The organism is Caulobacter sp. FV2ps19 (genome assembly GCF_058681035.1).
The window spans coordinates 257,844-280,514 of the sequence record NZ_CM178729.1; the positions used below are offsets into that span (position 1 = coordinate 257,844).

The 22,671-nt window shown below is 66.4% G+C and carries 19 protein-coding genes and 1 pseudogene; 7 read left to right on the forward strand and 13 right to left on the reverse strand.

The window, feature by feature from the left end:
• Window positions 1-194: 194 nt before the first annotated feature.
• A complete protein-coding gene (locus tag ACW18B_RS01135) occupies window positions 195-1,034 on the forward strand; it encodes an alpha/beta hydrolase (protein WP_492049021.1) in 840 nt (279 codons plus the stop codon).
• Window positions 1,035-1,357: 323 nt separating this feature from the next.
• Here ACW18B_RS01135 and ACW18B_RS01140 read toward each other — a convergent pair whose 3' ends face one another.
• The 9 genes from ACW18B_RS01140 to ACW18B_RS01180 form a co-directional block, all read right to left on the reverse strand.
• A complete protein-coding gene (locus tag ACW18B_RS01140) occupies window positions 1,358-1,534 on the reverse strand; it encodes an antitoxin (protein ID WP_492049022.1) in 177 nt (58 codons plus the stop codon).
• A 98-nt stretch (window positions 1,535-1,632) separates the two neighbouring features.
• Window positions 1,633-2,859: a 2-oxoglutarate dehydrogenase complex dihydrolipoyllysine-residue succinyltransferase gene (odhB, locus tag ACW18B_RS01145; RefSeq protein WP_492049023.1), complete on the reverse strand. Its 1,227-nt coding sequence runs from the start codon at window positions 2,857-2,859 to the stop codon at window positions 1,633-1,635.
• 68 nt (window positions 2,860-2,927) lie between these two features.
• Window positions 2,928-5,891, reverse strand: a complete 2,964-nt coding sequence (locus ACW18B_RS01150) for a 2-oxoglutarate dehydrogenase E1 component (protein WP_492049024.1) — start codon at window positions 5,889-5,891, stop codon at window positions 2,928-2,930.
• A 269-nt stretch (window positions 5,892-6,160) separates the two neighbouring features.
• Window positions 6,161-7,045, reverse strand: coding sequence for a succinate--CoA ligase subunit alpha (gene sucD, locus ACW18B_RS01155; protein ID WP_492049025.1), 885 nt, complete (start codon window positions 7,043-7,045; stop codon window positions 6,161-6,163).
• Complete coding sequence (gene sucC / locus ACW18B_RS01160; protein ID WP_492049026.1) at window positions 7,046-8,245, reverse strand: ADP-forming succinate--CoA ligase subunit beta; 1,200 nt, start codon at window positions 8,243-8,245, stop codon at window positions 7,046-7,048. It abuts the gene before it with no gap.
• Window positions 8,246-8,456: 211 nt separating this feature from the next.
• Window positions 8,457-9,149 carry a hypothetical protein gene (locus tag ACW18B_RS01165; protein ID WP_492049027.1) on the reverse strand — a complete coding sequence of 231 codons (693 nt, stop codon included), beginning with the start codon at window positions 9,147-9,149 and terminating at the stop codon, window positions 8,457-8,459.
• A 72-nt stretch (window positions 9,150-9,221) separates the two neighbouring features.
• Window positions 9,222-10,526 carry a spinster family MFS transporter gene (locus tag ACW18B_RS01170; protein WP_492049028.1) on the reverse strand — a complete coding sequence of 435 codons (1,305 nt, stop codon included), beginning with the start codon at window positions 10,524-10,526 and terminating at the stop codon, window positions 9,222-9,224.
• Window positions 10,527-10,608: 82 nt separating this feature from the next.
• On the reverse strand, window positions 10,609-12,858 hold the full coding sequence (locus ACW18B_RS01175) for a TonB-dependent receptor (protein WP_492049029.1): 2,250 nt from the start codon (window positions 12,856-12,858) through the stop codon (window positions 10,609-10,611).
• 428 nt (window positions 12,859-13,286) lie between these two features.
• The gene (locus ACW18B_RS01180; protein WP_492049030.1) at window positions 13,287-13,997 is read right to left on the reverse strand and encodes a TetR/AcrR family transcriptional regulator; all 711 of its coding nucleotides are present in this window, start codon (window positions 13,995-13,997) and stop codon (window positions 13,287-13,289) included.
• Window positions 13,998-14,165: 168 nt separating this feature from the next.
• On the opposite strand from ACW18B_RS01180, the pseudogene ACW18B_RS01185 reads away from it, so the two are divergent.
• A pseudogene (locus ACW18B_RS01185) lies at window positions 14,166-14,297 on the forward strand (hypothetical protein); the annotation flags it as partial.
• Window positions 14,298-15,161: 864 nt separating this feature from the next.
• Here ACW18B_RS01185 and ACW18B_RS01190 read toward each other — a convergent pair.
• On the reverse strand, window positions 15,162-15,713 hold the full coding sequence (locus ACW18B_RS01190; RefSeq protein WP_492049031.1) for a DUF2306 domain-containing protein: 552 nt from the start codon (window positions 15,711-15,713) through the stop codon (window positions 15,162-15,164).
• Between the two features lie 141 nt (window positions 15,714-15,854).
• Between ACW18B_RS01190 and ACW18B_RS01195 the strand changes: the two genes are divergently transcribed.
• Window positions 15,855-16,595: a LytTR family DNA-binding domain-containing protein gene (locus ACW18B_RS01195; protein WP_492051829.1), complete on the forward strand. Its 741-nt coding sequence runs from the start codon at window positions 15,855-15,857 to the stop codon at window positions 16,593-16,595.
• Here ACW18B_RS01195 and ACW18B_RS01200 read toward each other — a convergent pair whose 3' ends face one another.
• Both ACW18B_RS01200 and mtgA read right to left on the reverse strand, forming a co-directional pair.
• Entirely contained in the window at window positions 16,596-17,141 is a 546-nt protein-coding gene (locus ACW18B_RS01200) for a GNAT family N-acetyltransferase (protein WP_492049032.1), read from the reverse strand.
• 12 nt (window positions 17,142-17,153) lie between these two features.
• On the reverse strand, window positions 17,154-17,828 hold the full coding sequence (mtgA, locus tag ACW18B_RS01205) for a monofunctional biosynthetic peptidoglycan transglycosylase (protein WP_492049033.1): 675 nt from the start codon (window positions 17,826-17,828) through the stop codon (window positions 17,154-17,156).
• 94 nt (window positions 17,829-17,922) lie between these two features.
• Here mtgA and ACW18B_RS01210 point away from each other — a divergent pair, with 94 nt between their 5' ends.
• Complete coding sequence (locus ACW18B_RS01210) at window positions 17,923-18,585, forward strand: nitroreductase (protein WP_492049034.1); 663 nt, start codon at window positions 17,923-17,925, stop codon at window positions 18,583-18,585.
• Window positions 18,586-18,668: 83 nt separating this feature from the next.
• Here ACW18B_RS01210 and ACW18B_RS01215 read toward each other — a convergent pair whose 3' ends face one another.
• The gene (locus tag ACW18B_RS01215; RefSeq protein ID WP_492049035.1) at window positions 18,669-19,694 is read right to left on the reverse strand and encodes a WD40 repeat domain-containing protein; all 1,026 of its coding nucleotides are present in this window, start codon (window positions 19,692-19,694) and stop codon (window positions 18,669-18,671) included.
• A gap of 212 nt (window positions 19,695-19,906) precedes the next feature.
• Here ACW18B_RS01215 and ACW18B_RS01220 point away from each other — a divergent pair, with 212 nt between their 5' ends.
• The 3 genes from ACW18B_RS01220 to ACW18B_RS01230 all read left to right on the forward strand — a co-directional run bounded on the left by ACW18B_RS01220 (window position 19,907) and on the right by ACW18B_RS01230 (window position 22,664).
• The gene (locus tag ACW18B_RS01220; RefSeq protein WP_492049036.1) at window positions 19,907-20,356 is read left to right on the forward strand and encodes a biopolymer transporter ExbD; all 450 of its coding nucleotides are present in this window, start codon (window positions 19,907-19,909) and stop codon (window positions 20,354-20,356) included.
• Between the two features lie 181 nt (window positions 20,357-20,537).
• Window positions 20,538-21,659, forward strand: a complete 1,122-nt coding sequence (locus ACW18B_RS01225; protein ID WP_492049037.1) for an endo-1,4-beta-xylanase — start codon at window positions 20,538-20,540, stop codon at window positions 21,657-21,659.
• 117 nt (window positions 21,660-21,776) lie between these two features.
• Window positions 21,777-22,664 carry an EF-hand domain-containing protein gene (locus ACW18B_RS01230; protein WP_492049038.1) on the forward strand — a complete coding sequence of 296 codons (888 nt, stop codon included), beginning with the start codon at window positions 21,777-21,779 and terminating at the stop codon, window positions 22,662-22,664.
• Window positions 22,665-22,671 lie beyond the last annotated feature (7 nt).

Sequence of the window (22,671 nt, forward strand, 5' to 3'; positions counted from 1 at the left end):
CCGGACTAATATGGGGCCTCGCCGGCCGCTTTGTCAGACCAATTGAGGCGTCCGTTCCTTAGAGCGCGAAAGGTTAAAACGAAACCCGCTTTCGACGCTCCGGGCCTTGAACATCCAGGAAATCCGGCGCCCAGGCCCCCTTCCGTCCGCGCGCGACGCACCCTAGCGTTCGGCGCTCGGCTCCGGAGCCCGTCATGTTCAGATTCGCCGCCCTCGCCCTGACCCTGCTCACCGCCGCGCCTGCGTTCGCCCAGACCGGCCCGTCAGACCAGAGCCGCCCCATCATCATCGGCCAGTCCCTCACGCTGGACTCGGCGATCCTGAACGACACCCGGCGGATCAATGTGCATCTCCCGGCCAGCTACGCCGCCCATCCGGACCGCCTCTACCCCGTGCTCTACCTTCTGGATGGCGGCGAGCAGGAAGACTTCCCGCACATCGTGGGCCTGGCCCAGCTGGGCGAGCTGTCCTGGACCTGGCGCGAGATGATCGTGGTCGGGATCGAGGGCAAGGACCGCAAGCATGACCTGACCCACCCCACCTCGGTGGCCAAGGAGCGCACTGACTTCCCGACCAGCGGCGGCTCGGCGGCCTATCGCCGGTTCCTGGGCGAGGAGCTCAAGCCCTGGATCGCGGCCCGCTATCGCACCAGCGGCGAAAGCGCCCTGATCGGCGAATCCCTGGCCGGGCTGTTCGTGGTGGAGACCTTCCTCAGGCAGCCGGCGCTGTTTGACGCCTATATCGCCGCCAGCCCCAGCCTGTGGTGGGACGATCAGAGCCTGGCGCGCGGCGCGGCCGCCGCCCTGGCGCGATGGCCGGCGGGAGAACGCAAGCTCTACCTGACCATCGGCGACGAGGGCTCCACCATGCAGGCAGGCGTCGACAGGCTGGTGACGGCGCTGAAGGTCGCACAGCCGAGCGGGCTGACCTGGACCTATGACCCGATGCCCCAGGAGCATCACAGCACGATCTATCACCCGGCCGCGCTGGAAGCGTTCCGGACGGTGTGGCCGGGGCCGCGCAAGGACCAATAGCGTCTCGCAGCGGCTTCGAAGGACTGGTCATCGCGCGACTGTTTGCGGGATGACGGAGATCGTGATGGGTAGCTGGGATCCGCCACTTCGAGGGTCGTCGGTGGGTGGTTTCAGGGCCGAGCTCTTTCCCCCGCTCTCCCCGGCGAAGGCCGGGGCCCAGATCGAACCCCGAGAGCTCACTACGCTTGGCTAGGCGGGAAGGCGCATCATCCCCAGAGGCTCAGGCTGAATCTGGGCCCCGGCCTTCGCCGGGGAGAGCGGATGAAAAACGGGCCCGGCGTGGACTTTCTCAGCGTCCGCCCTGGCTCGAAAGCGGACATATCTCACTCACCAATCGCAGGCGACGCCGTGGTTATCGGCTCAAGGATGACCGCGTCGCCCTCGCGGCGAATGGCGACCTCCAGCCCTTCGAAGCGGCAGCCTTCTGGAAGGCACAGGGCCTGACTTCTGCCGTGAATGAACAGCTTGGCGTAGACGGGCTCGGGAACCGGGTCGGTCATGGTGATGATCCGTGGCTGTCGGTCGAGCATACACCCGTCGCCACAACGAAAAAGGGGCCGCTTTCGCGGCCCCTTCAACGTTCGACGGTGCGTCGAGACTACAGTTCCAGCAGCATGCGCTGCGGATCTTCCAGGGCTTCCTTGACCTTCACGAGGAAGGTCACGGCGCCCTGGCCGTCGACCACGCGGTGGTCGTAGCTGAGGGCCAGGTACATCATCGGCCGGATCTCGATCTTGCCGTTGATGACCATGGCGCGTTCCTTGATCGCGTGCATGCCGAGGATCCCCGACTGCGGCGCGTTGAGGATCGGGGTCGACATCAGCGAGCCATAGATGCCGCCGTTGGTGATCGTGAAGGTGCCGCCCTGCATGTCGTCGATCGACAGCTGACCGTCGCGGGCCTTCTTGCCCAGGGCGCCGATGGCCTTTTCGATCTCGGCCAGGCCCAGGGTGTCGGCGTCACGAACGACCGGGACCACCAGGCCCTTTTCGGTGCCGACGGCGACGCCGATGTCATAGTGGTTCTTGTAGACGATGTCCGTACCGTCGATCTCGGCATTGACGTCCGGCACGGCCTTCAGGGCGGCCACGACCGCCTTGGTGAAGAACGACATGAAGCCCAGCTTCACGCCGTGCTTCTTCTCGAAGATGTCCTTGTACTGGCCGCGCAGGGCCATCACCGCGCTCATGTCGACCTCGTTGAAGGTCGTCAGCATGGCGGCGCTGTTCTGGGCTTCCTTCAGGCGACGGGCGATCGTCTGACGCAGGCGCGTCATCTTCACGCGCTCTTCGCGCTCATGGATCGGACGCGGGGCCGAAGGCGCGGCGGCCGGAGCCGGGGCGTTGGCGCGGGCTTCGAGGGCGGCCAGGGCGTCGCCCTTGGTCACCCGGCCGTCCTTGCCGGTGCCGGCGACGGTCGACAGGTCGAGATTGTTCTCGGCGGCGACGCGGGCCGGGGCCGGGCTGACCGGCGCGGCGGTGGCGGGCGCCGGCGCCGCAGCGGCGGCCGGAGCGGGCGCGGCGGCGGGCGCCGGAGCGGCCTTGGGGGCGGCGGCGGGCGCCGCCGCTGCCGGGGCGGCCGAGGCGCCGGCGCCGGCGGTCACCACGCCCAGGACGGTGCCAGGAACCACGGTCGCGCCCTCTTCGGCGCCGATCGCGGTCAGCACGCCGTCAGCGGGCGAGGCCACTTCGAGGCTGACCTTGTCGGTCTCGAGCTCGATGAGGATCTCGTCCTTCTTCACCGCCTCGCCAACCTTCTTGGTCCAGCGCGCCACCGTCGCTTCGGTGACGGATTCGCCGAGGGCGGGGGTCATGATGTCGGCCATGGGGGTTCCGATGTCTCTCGTTTTTGCCGGTCGGTGTCGTGTCGGACCCGGGTCCGATCAAGTAGGGATTAGGCGAAGGTCTCGTCGAGGAAGGCTTGCAACTCTCGCAGGTGGCGGCTCATCAGACCCGCCGCCGTCGAGGCGCTGGCCGGACGACCAATATAGCGCGCACGCTTGGCCTTGATGTCCAGCTTGTCCAGCGTCAGCTCCAACCAGGGATCAACGAACGTCCAGCCGCCCATGTTCCGAGGTTCTTCCTGAACCCAGACCACTTCGGCGTTCTTGAAGCGGGTCAGCACGCCCATCAGCGACTTCAGCGGCCACGGATAGAACTGCTCCAGACGCAGCAGATAGACATCGTTGCGGCCGCTCTTGGCGCGGACGTCGACGAGGTCAAAATAGACCTTGCCCGAGCAGATCACGACGCGCTTGATCTCGGCGTCGGGCTTCAGGGTGACGCCACCGACGTCGCAACCGGCTTCCGCGCCGTCGATCATCACGCGGTGGAAGCTGGAGCCCTCGGACAGGTCGGCCATGTTGGAGACGGCGCGCTTGTGGCGCAGCAGGCTCTTGGGGGTCATGACGATCAGAGGCTTGCGGAACTCGCGGTGCATCTGGCGGCGCAGGACGTGGAAATAGTTGGCCGGGGTGGTGCAGTTGACCACCTGCATGTTGTCTTCGGCGCACGACTGCAGGAAGCGCTCCAGACGGGCCGAGCTGTGCTCGGGGCCCTGGCCTTCGTAGCCGTGCGGCAGCAGCATGACGAGACCGCTCATCCGCAGCCACTTGCGCTCGCCCGAGCTGATGAACTGGTCGATGACCACCTGGGCGCCGTTCACGAAGTCGCCGAACTGGCCTTCCCACAGGGTCAGGGTGTTGGGATCGGCCAGCGAGAAGCCGTATTCGAAGCCCAGCACCGCCTCTTCGGACAGGGCCGAGTCGATGACTTCGTAGTGGGCCTGGCTGGGACCGATGTTGTTGAGCGGCGTGTAGTGCTCTTCGGTCGTCTGGTCGATGACGTCCGAATGGCGCTGGGTGAAGGTGCCGCGCACGCTGTCCTGGCCCGACAGGCGCACCGGGAAACCTTCGTCGAGCAGGGTGGCGAAGGCCAGGTGTTCGGCGGTGCCCCAGTCCAGGCCCTCGCCCTTCTCGATCGCTTCGCGGCGGTTCTCGATCACGCGCTTGACGGTCTTGTGGGCGTCGATCCGCTCGGGGATGGTCGTGATCTGGCGACCGATTTCCAGCAGGCGGGTGGCGGGGAAGGCGGTCGAGCCGCGACGCTCTTCGTCGGCGGGGCTGGCCAGGCCGGCCCACTTGCCGTCCAGCCAGTCGGCCTTGTTGGCCTTGTAGGTCTTGCCGGCGTCGAATTCCTTGTCGAGGAAGGTCTCGAACTCGGTCACCCAGCCGTCGACGTCACCCTGGGTGATCACGCCCTCGGCGATCAGGCGGCTCGCATAGAGCTCGCGGGTCGAGGAATGACCCTTGATCTTGGCGTACATCAAGGGCGAGGTCATCGTCGGGTCGTCACCTTCGTTGTGACCGAACCGGCGGTAGCAGAACATGTCGACCACGACGTCCTTGCCGAACATCTGGCGATATTCGGTGGCGACCTTGGCCGCGAAGACCACGGCTTCGGGATCGTCGCCGTTGACGTGGAAGATCGGGGCCTCGACCATCAGCGCCACATCCGAAGGATAGGGCGAGCTGCGCGAATAGCGCGGGCTGGTGGTGAAGCCGATCTGGTTGTTGACGATGAAGTGGATGGTGCCGCCCGTGCGATAGCCCTTCAGGCCCGACAGGGTGAAGCACTCGGCCACCACGCCCTGGCCGGCAAAGGCGGCGTCGCCGTGCAGCAGCAGCGGCAGCACGTGGCTGCGGCCGGCGTCGGGCTGTTCGCGCAGGGTGAAGGCCTGCTTGGCGCGGGCCTTGCCGATCACGACGGGATTGACGATTTCCAGGTGCGACGGGTTGGCCGTCAGCGACAGGTGGACCTTGTTGTCGTCGAACTCACGGTCCGACGAGGCGCCCATGTGATACTTGACGTCGCCCGAACCCTCGACGTCCGAGGGCAGGCTGGAGCCGCCCTGGAATTCGTGGAAGATCACGTGATAGGGCTTGCCCATCACGGCGGCCAGAACGTTGAGGCGGCCGCGGTGCGGCATGCCCAGGACGATGTCCTTCACGCCCAGGGCGCCGCCGCGCTTGATGATCTGCTCCATGGCCGGGACCATGGCCTCGCCGCCGTCGATGCCGAACCGCTTGGTGCCGGGGAAGCGCTTGTGCAGGAAGCGTTCGAAACCCTCGGTCTCGATCAGCTTCTTGAGGATGGCGACCTTGCCCTCTTTCGAGAACACGATTTCCTTGTCGCGGCCCTCGATGCGCTCCTGCAGCCAGGCCTTTTCGTGCGGCTCGGAGATGTGCATGTACTGCACGCCGACATTGCCGGCATAGGTGCGGCGCAGGATCGACAGGATCTCGCGGATCGTCGAGGTCTCCATGCCCAGCACGAAGTCCAGGAAGATCGAGCGATCATAGTCGGCTTCCGAAAAGCCGTAGGTGGCCGGATCGAGCTCGGGCGCCGAAGGCGGGGGCTCGAGACCCAGCGGGTCGAGATTGGCGGCCAGGTGACCGCGCATCCGGTAGGCCCGGATCATCATGATGGCGCGCAGGCTGTCCAGGGTGGCGGCGCGAACCGCTTCGGACGAGGAGTCCGGCGCCTTGCCCTGGATGGCCTTGGCCATCTTGGCTTCAACGGCCGGGGCCACGGTGGGCCACTGGCCGTCGAGGGCCGAAAGCCAGTCGGGACGGGCGGTCGGAACGGCGCGCGGGGTCCAGGCCGGATCCTTGGCGGCCCGCTGAACCTGGTCGGCCTGTTCCTTCAGGGTGGAGAAGAAGGCGTTCCACGAGGGCTCGACCGACCCGGGGTCGGACGCCCACTGGGCGTACAGGTCTTCCACAAACGCCGCATTGGCGCCGTAGAGAAATGAGGTCTCGGCCAAGACCTGATTGATGATGCCTGCGTCGTCCGCCATCGTGCTCGCCTTAGAGCCTGTCCTTTTCTCCGAAAAGGAAACACAGGCTCGCCTCTAACCATCAGAGCGTGGCAGTCGCGTGGACCAGGGTCCGCTTTCGGCCGTCACACTGTCGATCCATTACAGGACCGATAACCCAGGCCCGTAAATATAGTGTCTCAATCAGCGGGCGCCCGCGCGATCCGCGGGGCCCAGGTGATTTTTTTCGGATCGTCGACTGGCGGCCGCAAAAAAACCTGAGCCCCGCGAGGGCGGGAGTCCGGTAGATATCAGCCCTTGAGGACCTCAAGCAGGGTTTCGCCCAGCTTGGCCGGCGACGGCGAGACGCGGATGCCCGCGGCTTCCATCGCCGCGATCTTGTCTTCCGCGCCGCCCTTGCCGCCCGAAATGATCGCGCCGGCGTGGCCCATGTGACGGCCGGGAGGGGCCGTGCGACCGGCGATGAAGCCGACCATGGGCTTCTTGCGGCCGCGCTTGGCTTCGTCGGCCAGGAACTGGGCGGCTTCTTCTTCGGCCGAGCCGCCGATTTCGCCGATCATGACGATCGACTTGGTGGCTTCGTCGGCCAGGAAGAGTTCGAGGATGTCGATGAACTCGGTGCCCTTGACCGGGTCGCCGCCGATGCCGACGGCCGTGGTCTGACCCAGCCCGGCATTGGTGGTCTGGAACACGGCTTCATAGGTCAGGGTGCCCGAACGCGACACGACGCCGACCGAGCCTTCCGAGAAGATGCCGCCCGGCATGATGCCGATCTTGCACTGGTTGGGCGTCAGGACGCCCGGGCAGTTGGGGCCGATCAGGCGCGACTTGGAGCCTTGCAGCGCCTTCTTGACCTTGACCATGTCCAGCACCGGAATGCCTTCGGTGATGCAGATGATCAGGCCGATCTGGGCGTCGATGGCCTCCAGGATCGAGTCGGCCGCGAAGGGGGGCGGCACGTAGATCACCGAGGCGTCGGCGCCGGTGGCTTCCTTGGCTTCGCCGACGGTGTCGAACACCGGCAGGCCGATATGGGTTTGACCGCCCTTACCGGGGGTGACGCCGCCGACCATCTTGGTGCCGTAGGCGATGGCCTGTTCGGAGTGGAAGGTGCCCTGGGCGCCGGTGATGCCCTGGCAGATGACCTTGGTTTGTGAACCGATGAGGATCGACATTTAGCGGGCGCCCTTCACAGCGGCGACGATCTTTTCGGCGCCGTCCGACAGGTCGTTGGCGGCGATGACGTTCAGGCCGCTTTCCGAGATGATTTTCTTGCCGAGTTCGACGTTGGTGCCTTCCAGGCGCACCACCAGCGGAACCTGCAGGCCGACTTCCTTCACGGCGGCGATGACGCCTTCCGCGATGATGTCGCAGCGCATGATGCCGCCGAAGATGTTGACCAGGATGCCCTTCACGGCGGGGTCAGCGGTGATGATCTTGAAGGCCGCGGTGACCTTCTCCTTGTTGGCGCCGCCGCCGACATCCAGGAAGTTGGCCGGCTCGGCGCCGTACAGCTTGATGATGTCCATGGTGGCCATGGCCAGGCCGGCGCCGTTGACCATGCAGCCGATCTCGCCGTCGAGGGCGATATAGGCCAGGTCATACTTGGAGGCTTCGATTTCCTTGGGGTCTTCTTCGCTCTCGTCGCGCAGGGCCTTGATGTCCGGGTGACGGAACAGGCTGTTGCCGTCGAACGACAGCTTGGCGTCCAGAACCTTCAGGTGATCATCCGCCGTCACGATCAGCGGGTTGATCTCCAGCATGGCCATGTCCTTGGCCAGGAACGCCGTATAGAGCTGCGTCAGCAGCACGGCGGCTTCCTTGGCCAGGCCGCCGGTCAGGCCAAGGGCCTTGGCCAGCGCGCGCTGGTGGGTCGGCCACACGCCGGTGGCGGGGTCGATCGAGAACGAGTGGATCTTTTCCGGCGTGGCGTGGGCCACGTCTTCGATGTCCATGCCGCCTTCGGTGGAGGCGACCACCGAAACCATCGAGGTTTCGCGGTCGACCAGCAGCGACAGGTAGAATTCCTTGGCGATCGCCGCGCCTTCTTCGATGTAGAGGCGGTTGACCTGCTTGCCCTTGGGGCCGGTCTGGTGGGTCACCAGCACGCGGCCGAGCATTTCGGCGGCGTTGGTCTTGACCTCTTCGGCCGACTTGACGACGCGGACGCCGCCCTTGGCGTCGGGGCCGAGGCCCTCGAACTTGCCCTTGCCACGGCCACCGGCGTGGATCTGGCTTTTCACCACGAAGACCGGCGTGCCCAGCTTTTCAGCGGCGGCGAAGGCTTCTTCGGGGGTGAAGGCGGCAAAGCCGCGCGGAACAGGTGCGCCGAACTCGGCGAGTACGGCTTTGGCTTGGTGTTCGTGGATGTTCATGAGTGCCCAGTCTCGACGACGGCTTTTCTGAAATGTGGCCGGGTTATAGGAGCGTGATTTCTCAGGCGCAACAGCGCTTGGCCGATAAGGTGACGCCTTGCGTCGTTCTTTTGTCCGAAAGGACAGAGCCGCCCGTCTGCGCGGCGCCCCGGGCACGGCAATCCCTGAACCCAGGGAATTGTTACCGGTCACATATCCAATGGGGCGCCGGCTATCGGGACAGTTTCCCTTGATCCTTGAAGAAGATGAGGATCAGGGCGGCCACGGCGGCGCCGTTGCGGTCCGCCGAGGGCGCCGCCGGCAGATAGGCCGTGGGACCAAGACCGACCAGCTCCACCCCACCGACGTCCTCGCCATCGCGGCTGATCAGGTAGCCGAGCGGCGTTCCGCCGCCGATGGGCATGCCGCCGACCTGCTTGGTCTCGACACGGTAGGTGCGGCCGCCGAACCGCAGTTCGCCGGCGCGCTGGGGCTGCTGCAGCCGCGCCAGCAGCGTACCCTTGGACTGGGCGAGGGCGAAGGCCGCATCGCCGCCCGCCCCCGGGCCGTCCACCGTGCAGACATAGGACAGCTTGTCGCGATCGAAGGTGATCCAGCCCAGGCCCAGGCGGCTCTGGCCGCCGCCGCACAGGATGGTCAGCGGCCCCAGGCCGGGCGCGGTGATATGGATCTCAGCGCTGGCCTTGTTGCCCTCGAAGATCCCCGTGACCGAGCTGCTGGACGCCTTGACGGTCGACCAACCCTGATACTCGCCGAGCACGAAGCCGGGCTTGAACAGGCTCTCGCCCTTCTTGCCCTTCAGCTTGACCTTCTCGGTGCGCTCGGTGATCGGCGCCGCGGCCTGGACCGGAAGGGCCAGGGCCAAGCCCAAGGCGAGCGAAAGACCTATGGCGGCGAATTTCATGGCGAGTCCCCTACGACGATGTCGCGGTCGAGCTTGGCAGATATCGGCGTTACCTCAAACCCGCGCGGGCGCCTAGTCGACCCAGTCGGTCTTCAGCCGGCGCGAGGCGACGATCAGCAGGGCGGCGCTCAGGACATAGAAGCTCAGACCGAAATAGAGCGCGTGTCGCATCGACTCCGCGCCGTAGCGCGGGGCCAGCAGGTCGGAGACATAGCCGAAGAACCACAGGCCCACGGCCAGGCCCAGCAGGTTGTTGATCAGCAGGAACAGGGCCGAGGTCGTGGTCCGCATCGCGGCCGGGGCCAGATGCTGGACGGCGGCGACCACCGGGCCCAGCCAGGCCAGGTTCAGGCCTGTGGGGATCAGGAACAGCAGGAAGGCCAGAACCATGGACTGCACGTTCATGGCCAGCAGGAAGCACGGCAGGGCCACCAGGAAACAGATGGCCGGGGCCAGGGCGTAGGCGGCCTTGTTCTTGGCGCCGAACCTGTCGGCCAGCACACCGCCCAGCCAGATGCCCGCCACGCCGCCGAACAGCGACAGGGCGCTGTAGAACAGGGCCCGCTCGGTCAGGCTGAGGCCAAAGCTGCGCTGGAAGAAGGTCGGCAGCCAGAAGGCCACGCCATAGCCGCAGATCGACGAGCAGGCCGCGCCGAACGACAACAGCCAGAAGCTGGGCTTGGGCAGGATGGTGGCCAGCACCTTCCCGAAGGCGGGGGCTTTAGGCGCCACCAGCGGGGCCGCCTCGCCTGAGGCGAGGGTCTGGGGTTCGCGATCCATGCCGCCGCGGGCCGGGTCCTTGACCACCCACTTGAAGATCGGGGCCAGCAGCAGGCCGGCGGCGCCGACGATGATGAAGGCGTAGCGCCAGTTGACGTAGGCGGCGATCAGCCCGCCGAACAGCACGCCCAGGGCGGTGCCCAGCGGGATACCGAACGAATAGACCGCCAGGGCCCTCGCCCGCTGCGACTTGGGGAAATAGTCGCTGATCAGCGAATAGGCCGGGGCCACGCCGCCGGCCTCGCCGACGCCCACGCCCATCCGCGACAGGAACAGGCTCCAGAACCCGCCGGCGAAACCGCAGGCCACGGTGAAGCCGCTCCACAGGGTCAGGGCCACGGTCATGATCCAGGTGCGGCTGACCCGGTCGGCCAGCCAGGCGATCGGCACGCCCAGGGTGGTGTAGAGCGCGGCGAAGGCCACGCCGCCCATCAGCCCCAACTGGGTGTCGGTCAGATGCAGCTCGGCCTTGATCGACCCGGCCAGGATGCCGAGGATCTGCCGGTCGAGGAAATTGAAGGTGTAGGCGAGGATCAGCATCGCCAGCACGACATAGCGGTAGCGCGACCCTGGTTGCTCGATCTGGTCCTGGCCCATGGTCGCCCCCGTCACTGTTTACGCGTCAGACAAAGAAATGGCGGCGGCCTTTTGCAGAAAGCCGCCGCCAGTTTCACCTAGATCAGAAAGCGACTTCCAGGCTGGCCGACACCGTGCGCGGTGGGCCGTAGAAGCCGATGACCGAGTTATTATAGGTCGCGACGCCAAAATTATAGCCGCCGGTGCGATAACGTTCGTCGGTCAGGTTCTTGCCGGTCAGGGCCAGCTTGTAGTGGCCGGTCGGCGCCGTCCAGATCGCGGTCAGGTCGACCAGGGTGAAAGCCTTCTGATCCAGCAGGGGCAGGGGCTGTTCGAACTGCTGGTAGCTGTCGCGATAGCTGATCATCGGGGTGATCGACAGGTCGCCGCCGGCCAGTTGGCCCGTCCAGGTCAGGCTGACATTGCCCGTCCATTCCGGGGTGTTCTGGAAGCCGTACAGATCGGCCACGTTGATCACCTGACCGCCGGCCGGGATCACCGTCGACGGGTTCAGCGGGTTGGGCGCGCCGGCCGGGACGAAGCGGTTGAAGGTGTCGTACTCGGCATGGATGTAGCCCAGGGCGACACTGGCCGACAGGCTTTGGCTGATCTTGGTCTTGGCCTCGAACTCGACGCCGTACAGGGTGGAGGCGCCGGCGTTGTCGATCGAGCTGGCGATGCCGGTGGGCACCACCACCTGGGTCGAGACCTGCTGGTTCTTGTACTTCGACAGGAAGGCGGCCGAGGCGAACGAGACGCGGCGGTCGAACAGATAGCCCTTCAGGCCGGTCTCATAGGCGTCGACCGTTTCCGGGTCATAGCCGTCCACCGTCTGCGGGGTGAGCACGGCGTCGCCGCGCATGTCCCAGCCGCCCGACTTGAAGCCCTTGGAATAGGAGACATAGGTCGTCAGGTCGTCGTTCAGCTCATACGAGGCCGAAAGACGCGGGGTGAATTGCGAGAAGGTGGTCTGGGCGCTGTAATTGGTGCGGGTCGCGAAGATCGGACGCGAGGTCCCGCCCTGATAGGGCGTGGGCGTGGCGCCCAGATAGAACAGGCGGAAGGTGTTGCTGCGCTTGTGATCGCGCGTGGCGCGGGCGCCCAGCGAGACCTTGAAACGCTCGGTCAGGTTAGCGCTGAAGTCGAAGAAGGCCGCGAAGCTCTGGGTGCTGACCTTGCCGCCGTCGGCGATGGCCAGACCCAGATTGCCGGCAATGGTGTCGAACTCGCCCGAGGCCTGGCTGTTCATGTAGTACAGGCCAAACACGCCCTGGACGTTCTCGTCCGAATAGACCGCCTGCAGCTCCTGCGAGAACGAGCGGTCATCATAGGTGGCCGGCACGTCCAGGGTCGGCAGGGGCGTGCCGTCGAAGTCGATGACCGTGTCGGTGTGGCCCTTACGGCTGGCCGTGATCGACTTGAAGGTCAGGAACTCCGAAGCGTTCCACTGAGCGGTCAGCGACACGCCTTCGGTTTCCACCGAGTTGTCGTCGCCGAAACCGGCCTGGGTGTCGTACTCGTCCAGCACCTTGTAGCCGCCGACCAGGGCCGGCAGTTCACGGTGGCCGTGACGGGCGTTGGAATCGTCCTGCACCTTGTCATAGGCCAGGCGGAAGAACAGGGCGTCATTAGGCGCATATTCGGCGCTGAGCCGGATGGCCTGGACGTCCTTGTTATAGTGCTCGGCGCCGGTGGTCAGGTTCTTGCCGAAGCCGTCGCGCTTGTAGATCGCATAGGCGCCGCCCACCGACAGACCCGTGCCGCCGACCGGGGTCTGGCCCGAGACCAGCAGGTCGGTCTGGTTGTAGCTGCCATAGGTCCCGCGGATCTTGCCGTGGGCCTCGTCGCCCAGACGCTTGGTCACATATTTGATCGCGCCGCCGATGGTGTTGCGGCCATACAGCGTGCCTTGCGGGCCGCGCAGCACTTCGATGCGCTCCACGTCGAACACGTCCAGCACCGCGCCCTGCGGGCGGTAGATATAGACGTCGTCGACATACAGGCCGACGCCGGGCTCATAGCCCCACAGGGGGTCCTGCTGGCCGATGCCGCGGATGTAGGAGATCAGGGTCGAGTTCGAACCGCGGGCGGTCTGAACCGTGATGTTGGGGGTGGTCTGCTGCAGGACGGTGATGTCCGAACCGCCCTGGCGGGCCAGGGTCTCGCCGCTATAGGCCGAGACGGCCACGGGCACGTCCTTGAGGTTTTCCTCGCGACGGCGGGCGGTGACGACCACCTCGTCGACCGACAGACCCGTATTGGCGACCGGCGCCTGCTCCTGAGCCGAAACGACCGTCGCGGCCGCGCTCCATGCCGCGCCAGCCAGCAGCGCAGCCTTCCACATCGATGTCATGGGGTTTCCCCTCCCTTTGCGTTCCGCCCTGTCCGAACCGGGTCCTTGTGGCGGACACGTGCTCGGGGTTCGCGAATTCATCGAACCGCGAATAGGGTCACTGTCACTCAGGTCAAAGAAACGCGCCAGCCTTTTTTCATCATGTGATGAAATCGTACCGTGCTGTGTCTTTCAGGTCTTTGAGGCAGGCCCGCCCCCGCCGCAGTAACCCGTCAAATTGGAATCGCCTTCCTGGGCCTTGTGCCCAGGACCCATGCGGACGGCAGGCTCTGAATTCCTGAGACTCGTTGAAGCTGAACAGCCCAGAACGCAAACTTGGCTCAGCAGCTTCCCAACCCTGGGTCCTGGGCACAAGGCCCAGGAAGGCGGACCTTAAAGGATCGGGTTGGGTTCCGAACGCCTCTGCACAGTCCTGCGCCAGAGAGCCCTTAGGCCTTGCCGGCCCGCGCGATCACCGCCTCGAAGCCCGCCGCGCAATAGGCGAACAGCCGGGCCCGCACCGCCTCCAGATCGCTGGAATGGCACTCGCCCTCCGACAGCGAGTCGATGCGGCCGGTCTCCGACAGGGCCAGCATCATCGAGCCGGTCAGGAACTGGTAGCACCAGTAGAGGTCGCGATATTCCGCCTCCGGCCGAACCGACTTGAGGGTCTCGACCAGCCGGTGGACGACCGGATCGAAGAACCGGGTCATCGTCTCGCCGCCCCAGGCCGGGGTGTTGTTGACCTGGGCGACCAGCACGAAATAGCTCTTCCAGCCCAGCCCGCCGTCCTGGGAAATCCGCAACAGCGGATCGATGAAGGCCTCGATCACGCCCTCGACGGTCATCGCCCCGGCATGGGTCTGGACATACAGGTCCATCGAGGCTTCGCGCACCTGGTTGAGGATCTCGGCCCGGCGCAGGAACACGGCGTCGAACAGCTCGCGCTTGGCCCCGAAATAATAGTGGATCAGCGCCGTATCGACCCCGGCCTCGGTCGCCACCTGGCGGGTGGTGACGCCATAGAAGCCGTGGCGCGCGAACAGGCCCTCGGCGGCGTCGAGGATGGTTTCCTTCAGGTCCAGACCCTTGGCCTTGGACGGTCGACCCCGCCCGCCGCTTCGAGCCAGAGGGCGGGCCTGGGGCTTGGCTGCGGTCATCTGACTCTCTCGCCTGCCGTGTTTGCGCTGCCTTCGGATGAACGATCCGGGCGGGCGTGGCAAGGCGGATGAGGCGGGGGTGAGACGATAGCGGCGCCGGAAAGCCGACCTTTCGAACGGCCGAGAGGGGGTGGATCGGACTCCCTCTCCCATAGGGAGAGGGTTGGGGTGAGGGGTTACGGAGTCAGACGGAGTGCCGGCACGCCGTCAAACCTCGTAACCCCTCACCCTCCCACCGCTTCGCGGCGGGCCCCTCCCTCTCCCTCTGGGAGAGGGATCATCGCGCGCGTCCGACTTGGTCGAAAGCACGCCTTGGCTTCTCGCCCGAAAGCCGACGCCCTCGCGTCGCGCCAAGCCTTACATCTCTTGGAGGCTGCAACCTGTCGAGACCGGCGATCGTCTCGCCGTGAGATTTCGGGATGGCTCCCTCCGGCGCGGAGGCGGGGCGTTGCGCCCGGTGCAATACCGCCGTCATCCCGCGCTTTATGCGCGGGACCCATCTGTCCGCCGCAAGGGCGGCGCGGGGCGACACGCTGACGGGATAGCTGAACCCTGGGTCCCGCGCATAAAGCGCGGGATGACGGGCCTTGTTGAGCCGAGCACGGGGATAAACGCCCCTCTATCCCCGGCAATGGCGAGGCACAGCTCCGCGATTTCAACACCTTACAACTTTCTCGCGCGAACTTATCCTCGGCGTTCAAACCGCCTGCATACTCAATCTCACCTGACAGCACGGGAAGGGCGCACGTACGGCGACCGTTGCGACTGGCAGGGGTGGTCGAGCGGGTCGCGCCCGTCGGCCGTCGTCGAAGGCCCGGCGGGGTCTGGCTGAGCGTGGACACCCCTCGAGGACCGTCCCGCGTCGAGGCCAGGCCCAGACCGCCGGGAGCACCCTTCGCCGACGCCCGATGACGCGCAACAGGCATGGGCTGAAATCGCTCATGCGGTCCAGGGTGCGCCAACACCCTGCCCGTCGGGGGCCTAGCTACCGGAGCGGGTTAAAACCCCGCCAACCCGGCGATGCTCCCGAATAACGGCTACGCGGAGCGTCTGTCTTCGTCGAAACGGTATTCACTACCCAATCCTCCGGGCGAGGCCCGGACGCTCCGCAGCCCTTCCCATCCCTTCAGCGGGTTTCCGCGTGAGGCCGATGACACTTGCCCCTCACCCGAAAAACACCTGCCACATCAGCCGGCCGGGCAGGAAGGTGAACAGGCCGGCGATCACCAGACCGCCCACGAACATGCCGGTCATGGTCCGGCGATGCTGGCGAACATTGCGCCGCCGGATGGCGAAGATCCCCATCGGCAGGGCGATCAGGGTCCAGCCGCTGATCAGATGGATGAAGCTGAAATGACCCGGATGGATGACCTTGATGAACAGCGAGCTGACCGCCGTCAGCGCCATGGCCAGCACCCAGGTCCAGCCCAGGCGCTTGTGCAGGCCCGTGCCCTTGACCCCCGCCAAAAGCACCGAGCCGATCACGAAGGCGACCACCGCCCCGGCCACATGCAGCTGGATGACCAGAGGCGCGGCGGCCAGCAGGCCCAGGTTGGGCCAGTGCGGCTGATAGCCGGCCTGCGCCAGAAACCGCAGCGGCGCGGCCAGCACGCCGGGATTGGCGGCCAGGATCGCCATGGTGATCACGCCCAGGCCCAGAACCCGGAAACGTCCGCCCATCACGGCGCGGCGCATTGACATGTTTTGGTCGGCCATCTTCATCTCCCATCGCGACGGCGCTGTGTGGTCCGTCGACACGTCATCCCTGGAGCCCTCCGCCTCGTGTCTCAATCGCCGTTGCGTCAGTCGCCGCCCTCGTTTCGTGAACGGCTGGCCCACGCCGTTCACGCTTCGCGAATGACCGTGCTCAGCCCCGAAACCCTGCGCGGCTTCGCGGTGTCGGCCGCGGCCGGCGTGTTCCTGGCGCTGTCGGGCGCGTTCGGCATGGGCGCGGCGTCCCTGCCCGTGCGCCTGGCCTACTGGGTCGGACTTTGCCTGGCCGGGGCGGTGGTCGGCGCGGGGGTCAGCCTGCTGGTCGACCGCGACGGACGCGCCGACGAGCGGCCGTGGCTCTACGGAACCCTGGTATGCCTGGGCATCACCCTGCCCTTCACCACCGTCGTCTGGATCGTCAGCGAACTGATGTTTCAGGACCGGCCGCGCCTGGCCGCCCTGCCCTACTATCTGCCGCCGGTGTTCATCGTCACGGCGGCGATGACCGCCCTTAACTTCCTGGTGCAACGCCAGCCGCCCGAAACCCACGCCGCGCCGGCCGGAGCGCCCGCGCCACGCTTCCTGGAGCGCCTGCCGCCGCGTCTGCGCGGGGCGCAGATCCACGCTGTCGAGGCGCAGGACCACTATCTGCGCCTCCACACCTCCAAGGGCGAGGACCTGATCCTGATGCGGCTGTCGGACGCCGTCGCCGAGCTCGAAGGCATAGAGGGCGCCCAGACCCACCGCTCCTGGTGGGTGGCCCGCGACGCCGTCGAGACCGCCCGCCGGGGCGATGGCCGGGCCGTCCTGTCGCTACGCGGCGGCCTCGAGGCCCCCGTCAGCCGCGCCTATGCCAGGGCCCTGAGGGAGGCGGGATGGTTCTGACTAGAGCGGCCTAGCCCGCCACTCGGCCGCCGTCTGCCCCCAGACGTCGATGACGTGATCCTGGAACGGGGCCGGAAGCTGGCCGCGGCCACGATTGTAGGAGCCCAGTTTCTCGGCGACCTTCTGGGACGGGGTGTTTTCCGGATCGATGCAGTGGATCACCTCGTCCCAGCCGAGATGGTCGAAGGCCCAGTCGATCGTCGCGGTCGCCGCCTCGACGGCATAGCCCTTGCCCCAGGCGGCGCGGCTCAGGCCCCAGCCGACCTCGGTCCCCGGCCAGTCTTCCGGCTGCCAGGGTCCGATCCGACCCAGCCAGCGGCCGCTGTCCTTCTCGAGGACCGTGAACATGCCAAAGCCCTTGAGGACCCAGGACCCGGCCATCGAGGCCATGCCGCGCCAGGCGGCGGCGCGGACCTGCTGGCCCCCGATGAAGCGCGCCGCCTCGGCGTCGCCCATCAGTTCGGCCCAGCCGTCGAGGTCCTCGGTGGCGGTGGGGCGCAGGATCAGGCGCTGGGTTTCAAGCACGGGGCCTGGAGCAACGGGCATGGCGTCCTTCCTCTAGATGACGCAGGCGGCCAGGCCTTCGCGCCGGACCGTTCCGGAGGCCGCGCCGATCTTGCGCGACCGCTTGGCGACATACTTGCCCGGCTTGACCACCTTCCACTTCAGGGGACTGGGCAGGATGGCGGCCAGTCGGGCGGCCTGGGCTTGCGACAGCTTGTCGGCGCCGACGCCGAAATAGCGTTGCGCGGCGGCCTCGGCGCCATAGATGCCGGGGCCGTATTCGATGGAGTTCAGATAGACCTCCATGATCCGCTTCTTGCCCCAGAAGGTCTCGATCAGAACCGTGAACCAGGCTTCCAGACCCTTGCGGACATAGGAACGCCCCGGCCACAGGAAGATGTTCTTGGCGGTCTGCTGGCTGATGGTCGAGCCGCCCCGGATCTTCCTGCCCTTCTCGTTATTGGCGTAGGCCTTCTGCAGGGCGTTGAAATCAAAGCCGTGATGGTCGCAGAACTTGGCGTCCTCGGCGGCGATCAGGGCGCGCGGCAGGGTCGGCGAGACCTTGTCGATCGACATCCAGCGATGGTCCAGACCCTTGCCTTCCGTGGCGCGGATGACCATCAGCGGCGTCACCGGCGGCGGCACGAAACGGAACATGATCACCGCCAGCACCGGCCCGGCGACCAGCACGATGAACAGGGCCAGGAAGATATTGCGTAACAGCTTCACCGATCGCCTCTTGTCTTGACGCTGCGGCCGGATGCTAGCGACACCTTGCGTCCCTGTCTCGGGGGCATGATGACCTAAGGCCTTGGAGCTGCGTATGGAAGTCCTCGACGCCGTCAACCGCCGCCTGTCGGTGCGCGCCTATCGGCCCGATCCCGTGGACGGCGCCGTGGTGCGCGACCTGCTGGAGGCCGCGGCCCGCGCCCCGTCGGGCGGCAATCTGCAGCCCTGGCGGGTCCAGGCCCTGACCGGGGCGCCGCTGGCCGCGCTGAAAGCGACCATGGCCACGCGGCTCGGCGCGCCCGACACGCCGGAATATGACGTCTATCCGGCCAATCTGTGGGACCCGCTGCGCAGCCGCCGCTTCCAGGTCGGCGAGGACCTCTATGCCGCCCTGGGCATCCCCCGCGAGGACAAGCCCGCCCGCCTGATGCAGTTCGCCCGCAACGGCGACGGCTTCGGGGCGCCGGTGCTGCTGTTCTTCTCGATCGACCGCCGCTGCGGGCCGCCGCAATGGAGCGACCTGGGCATGTTCATGCAGACCTTGATGCTGCTGGCCGTCGAACGCGGCCTGGACACCTGCGCCCAGGAGTTCTGGGCTCATTACCACCAGATCGTGGCGGATCATGTCGGCCTGCCCGAGGGCCACATGCTGTTTTCAGGCATGGCCCTGGGCTATCGCGACGACACCGCGCCGGTGAACGCCTGGCGCTCGCGGCGCGAACCGTTCGAGGCGTGGGGCGAGCTGCAGGGGTTCTGAGGGGCGGAGCGCCAAGGCTACTGGCCCCCCCCTCCGGGGGAGGAGCGCCGAAGGCGCGGAGGGGGCGAGTGATCCGTTAAAGACTAGATCGTGCGCGGTCCGCTCAGATCCGGGATGTCCAGCACGCCGGCCTCGCCGTCCTCGTCGCCCCAGGCCAGGCGCTGGCCGTCGGGCGAGACCGACAGGGCGCTGATCGCCGCGCCCTTTTCGGCCTTCAGGGTCTCGATGCGGCCGGTGCGCATGTGCGCCGCCCAGATCTTGCCGTCGTCCTGGCCGGCCAGCGAGACCGGCAGGTTTTCGACGCCCGCCACCCGCACCACCATCGAATCGCGGGAGAAGCCGATCTCGGCCGCTTCCTTGCCCATCGGACCGCTGGCCCCGGCGAACGGCCAGACCACCGCGCCATTGGCGCCGGCGGTGACCAGCAAATTGCCCTTGTCGAAGAAGGCCACGCTCTTGATCTTGGCCGGATAGCCGCCCATCCGCATGTCCTTGCCGTCCGACAGTCGCCAGCCGTGCAGCTGGTTTTCCTGCATCGACGAGACCAGGAACTTGCCGTCAGGACTGAAGGCGACGGCGATATGGCTGCCCGCCCATTTCAGAACCTGCGGCTTCTGCTCGGCGATCCTGGCCCACCACAGCTGCGCCCCGCCATAGGCCGCCGTGGCCAGGCGGCGCCCCTTGGGATCGAAGGCCAGGCCCGAGACGGTCTTCTCGTGGGCGAAAACCCGGCTGAAGGCCGAATCGGCGACGTCGATCACATGGGCCTCGCGGCCGGCGGTGAAGGCGATCAGGCCCGAAGCGGGGCTGGCGGCGACGTGCTCGATCCACTTGCCCTTCACCTCGGCCAGGACCGTGGCGACCACCTCGCCCTTGTCGATTCGGCTCCAGACCACGCGGCCGTCGTCGCCGCCGGTGACCAGACCGTGACCTGAAGGGTGCAGGACGGCGGCCAGCACGGCGCCCCCCATCGGACCGCCGTGGGCCTCGATCGTGACATAGCCGTCCTCGGTCTCGAGCCGCACCGTGCCGTCGCCCAGGGCGAAGGCCGCGCGGCCGGCGCTGTCGAACAGGGCGGCGGTGACAAAGGCGTCGAAAGAGAAAATCATGCCCGCGCCATACCCCGACAGGGCTCTGGCGCCTAGTCGCAGGGCGCCGGCGCCCCACGCCGCGCGAACGACGTTCTGGCAGATAGACTCAAAAAGGGGCTTGCCATTGCGCCGCGTCGTCGGGCTTTACTTCCAAGCCCGTCTGAGCCAGACGTGGCGACCTTACAATTGCGGGACCGCGGCTGACGCGGCCCTTGGGAGACAGTCAGGCTATGGCGGCTAAACTCTCTGGCGGTGGCGGTGGTCGCTACTCTCTTGGCCAGAACTCCGAAATCAACGTCACGCCCTTCGTGGACATCCTTCTGGTTCTGCTGATCATCTTCATGGTCGCCGTGCCGATGGCGACCGTGGCGATCAAGGTTGACCTTCCGCCCGCGACGATTCCGCCGCCGGACGCGCCCAAGCCGAAGGAGCCGGTGTTCATCTCGATCCAGAAATCGGGCGCCCTGTTCATCGCTGAACAGCAAACCAGCCTCGACGGTCTCGAAGCGGATCTGGACGCCAAGTTCACCGCGACCGGTCAAGCCGGCCCGAAGGACGATCAGCGCGTCATGATCCGCGCCGACGCCGACGTGACCTATGCCGACTTCATGGGCGTCCTCAACCAGCTGCAAACCGCCGGCTGGTTCAAGGTGGGCCTGATCAACGAGGACATCCACTAGGATCCTCGTCGGCGAACCGACACGTCAAAAGCCCCGGAAGCGACGCTTCCGGGGCTTTTTCGTGCTTGCGCCGCTCACAACCACCAAGCGCGGCATGGCGCTTGAAGCCTTGTCTCCAGAAGGCCTTGAGGGTCCCGTTTCCGAACAGGAGCGACCTCAGGCCAAGACCCGGGAGCGCCGAATGCCTGACGACCGCAATCTGGCCCTTGGCGCCGGCCGCCTGACCCGGCGATCGGTCCTGACCTCCACCCTGGCCCTGACCGCCTGTGGCCAGGGCGCGCCTCAGGCCTCGGCCGATCCGGCCAATGCCGCAGCGCGCCAGGGACCGGTTCCGTTGCTGCGCGACCTGGCGCCTTTTCCGATCGGCACGGAGATCATCACCGATGACTTCGGTCCCGGCTTCGACGAACGCGCCAGCACGCAATTCTCGCAGATCACCACCGGCTACGAGCTGAAGATGGAATATATCCTTCAGCCGGACGGACGCCTGCGCTTCGAAGGCGGCGACCGCATCGCGGCGTTCTGCGCGGCCAATCAGCAGGCTCTGCACGCCCACACCCTGATCTGGTACATCGACAATCCGGCCGCCTTCCAGAAGCTGGAAGGCAATCCTCGCGCGTTCGAGGCCGCCTATGTGCGCTATATCCAGGCTGTCGCCGGTCGCTATGCCGGGCGGGCCCGCGCCTGGGACGTGGTCAACGAGCCGATCAATGACGATGGCGAGACCCTGCGGGAATCGATCTGGACCCGCAATCTGGGCCTTGAAGGCCACTTCATCCGCGCCCACGAAGCCGCCCGGGAGGCCGATCCGCACGCCCTGCTGTTCGTCAACGACTACGGCCTGGAGAGCAATCCGAAGAAGCGGGCCAAGTTTCTCAACTTCGTCGAGTCGATGCTGAAGCGCGGCGTGCCCATCGATGGCGTCGGCACGCAAAATCATGTGAACTTCGAGCTGCCGCCCGGCCAGATCACCGCCGCCCTGCGCGATGTGGCCAGTCTGGGCCTGCCGGTCCACCTGTCGGAGTTCGACTGTTCCCTGCAAAGCGACAAGCCCAGCCTCGTGTCACGGCCTGAGCGGCTGAAGGCCCAGAACCGCCTCTATCGCGAGGCGATGGAGGCGTTCGTCGCCCTGCCCGAAAAGCAGCAATACGCCTTCACGGTCTGGGGCGTGCGCGACAAGGATTCGTGGTTGCGCACCGCCACCTGGGTCAAGGACCACACCGACGCGCCGCTGCTGTTCGACGATCAGGCGCGGCCCAAGGACACCTTCTGGGCGATCGTCGACGTGCTTCAGGGCCGCTGAGGGCCAGACCCAGTCGACCTGGACGTCAATCGCACCCCCGCCGATCCAGGGTTCATCAAGGTCGTGGCACGCAGGTTGCACGGTCAAGTTGAAAACAGTGACCTGAGGGTGTTCCAGATGACGTCGATCGCCAGCAACGGCCTGACCCAACAGCTCTATCAACGCCTGTTCGACCATCTGGACGTCGATAAAAGCGACGCCATTTCAATGGACGAGCTGAAGGCTACGGGAGGCGACGGCCAAGACTACGCCGCGATGTTCAAGACGCTCGACGGCGACAGCGACGGAAAAATCGGGCGGGCAGAAATGACCGGGTCGTCGGTCGCCTTCTCGAGCGACACGCTCTCGGCGCTGGTCCAGACTCAGACGGCAGCCACCACGCAAAACATGCATGCCGACAGCAAGGTCTCGCAGACCCTTCTGGCCGGAGGGCGCTCGGAGCAAGAGACCCAGGACATCGCCGACCTTTTCGCTCGCGCGGATGTCAACGGCGACGGAAAGCTCTCGGACACCGAATGGAAGGCCGAAGGAGCCTTGCGCCGCGCCTCAAACCTGGATTCCGGGACGATATCAGGCCCGGTCTTCATGGTCGTCGATGCTGACGGAGATGGGTTGACCGGCGCCGACGAGGTCCGTGCCGGACGGATGGTGGCCCTACCTCTCGTGCCAGCCTTCTTCGATGAACTCCCCCAAGAGGTTCAAAACAGCTGGCAGGAAGCGAGCGCCAATTCCCCCGACAAGACCTGGACGCCCCCGCCCGTCTACTCCGACGCGGAAAAGCAGAAGATCCGCGACCAGGCCAAGGCCGATCTGGCCGAGCGCACATCCGGCGGTGAGGGGACCTACAAGTTCCTTGATCGCGAAATCGCCGCCTATCGCTCCGCTGCGCAGGCGGACTTCAGCAGCCTGACCCTCTCAGACGCCCTGAGCTCGCGGCTGATGGCCCAGATCCTGGCGGGCCTGGAGTCGAAGACCGACGATCTGGCGACTCAGATTTCAGCCTGAGGCCTGC

What these genes read in the sequence shown, in the direction of transcription:
- ACW18B_RS01175 (WP_492049029.1), bottom strand. Translation starts at nt 12,858, where the DNA reads ATGACATCGATGTGGAAGGCTGCGCTGCTGGCTGGCGCGGCATGGAGC.
- sucC (WP_492049026.1), bottom strand. Translation starts at nt 8,245, where the DNA reads ATGAACATCCACGAACACCAAGCCAAAGCCGTACTCGCCGAGTTCGGC.
- ACW18B_RS01210 (WP_492049034.1), top strand. Translation starts at nt 17,923, where the DNA reads ATGGAAGTCCTCGACGCCGTCAACCGCCGCCTGTCGGTGCGCGCCTAT.
- ACW18B_RS01135 (WP_492049021.1), top strand. Translation starts at nt 195, where the DNA reads ATGTTCAGATTCGCCGCCCTCGCCCTGACCCTGCTCACCGCCGCGCCT.
- ACW18B_RS01225 (WP_492049037.1), top strand. Translation starts at nt 20,538, where the DNA reads ATGCCTGACGACCGCAATCTGGCCCTTGGCGCCGGCCGCCTGACCCGG.
- ACW18B_RS01220 (WP_492049036.1), top strand. Translation starts at nt 19,907, where the DNA reads ATGGCGGCTAAACTCTCTGGCGGTGGCGGTGGTCGCTACTCTCTTGGC.
- ACW18B_RS01150 (WP_492049024.1), bottom strand. Translation starts at nt 5,891, where the DNA reads ATGGCGGACGACGCAGGCATCATCAATCAGGTCTTGGCCGAGACCTCA.
- ACW18B_RS01200 (WP_492049032.1), bottom strand. Translation starts at nt 17,141, where the DNA reads ATGCCCGTTGCTCCAGGCCCCGTGCTTGAAACCCAGCGCCTGATCCTG.
- ACW18B_RS01190 (WP_492049031.1), bottom strand. Translation starts at nt 15,713, where the DNA reads ATGGCCGACCAAAACATGTCAATGCGCCGCGCCGTGATGGGCGGACGT.
- odhB (WP_492049023.1), bottom strand. Translation starts at nt 2,859, where the DNA reads ATGGCCGACATCATGACCCCCGCCCTCGGCGAATCCGTCACCGAAGCG.
- ACW18B_RS01195 (WP_492051829.1), top strand. Translation starts at nt 15,855, where the DNA reads ATGACCGTGCTCAGCCCCGAAACCCTGCGCGGCTTCGCGGTGTCGGCC.
- ACW18B_RS01165 (WP_492049027.1), bottom strand. Translation starts at nt 9,149, where the DNA reads ATGAAATTCGCCGCCATAGGTCTTTCGCTCGCCTTGGGCTTGGCCCTG.
- ACW18B_RS01180 (WP_492049030.1), bottom strand. Translation starts at nt 13,997, where the DNA reads ATGACCGCAGCCAAGCCCCAGGCCCGCCCTCTGGCTCGAAGCGGCGGG.
- ACW18B_RS01230 (WP_492049038.1), top strand. Translation starts at nt 21,777, where the DNA reads ATGACGTCGATCGCCAGCAACGGCCTGACCCAACAGCTCTATCAACGC.
- ACW18B_RS01215 (WP_492049035.1), bottom strand. Translation starts at nt 19,694, where the DNA reads ATGATTTTCTCTTTCGACGCCTTTGTCACCGCCGCCCTGTTCGACAGC.
- ACW18B_RS01170 (WP_492049028.1), bottom strand. Translation starts at nt 10,526, where the DNA reads ATGGGCCAGGACCAGATCGAGCAACCAGGGTCGCGCTACCGCTATGTC.
- ACW18B_RS01140 (WP_492049022.1), bottom strand. Translation starts at nt 1,534, where the DNA reads ATGACCGACCCGGTTCCCGAGCCCGTCTACGCCAAGCTGTTCATTCAC.
- sucD (WP_492049025.1), bottom strand. Translation starts at nt 7,045, where the DNA reads ATGTCGATCCTCATCGGTTCACAAACCAAGGTCATCTGCCAGGGCATC.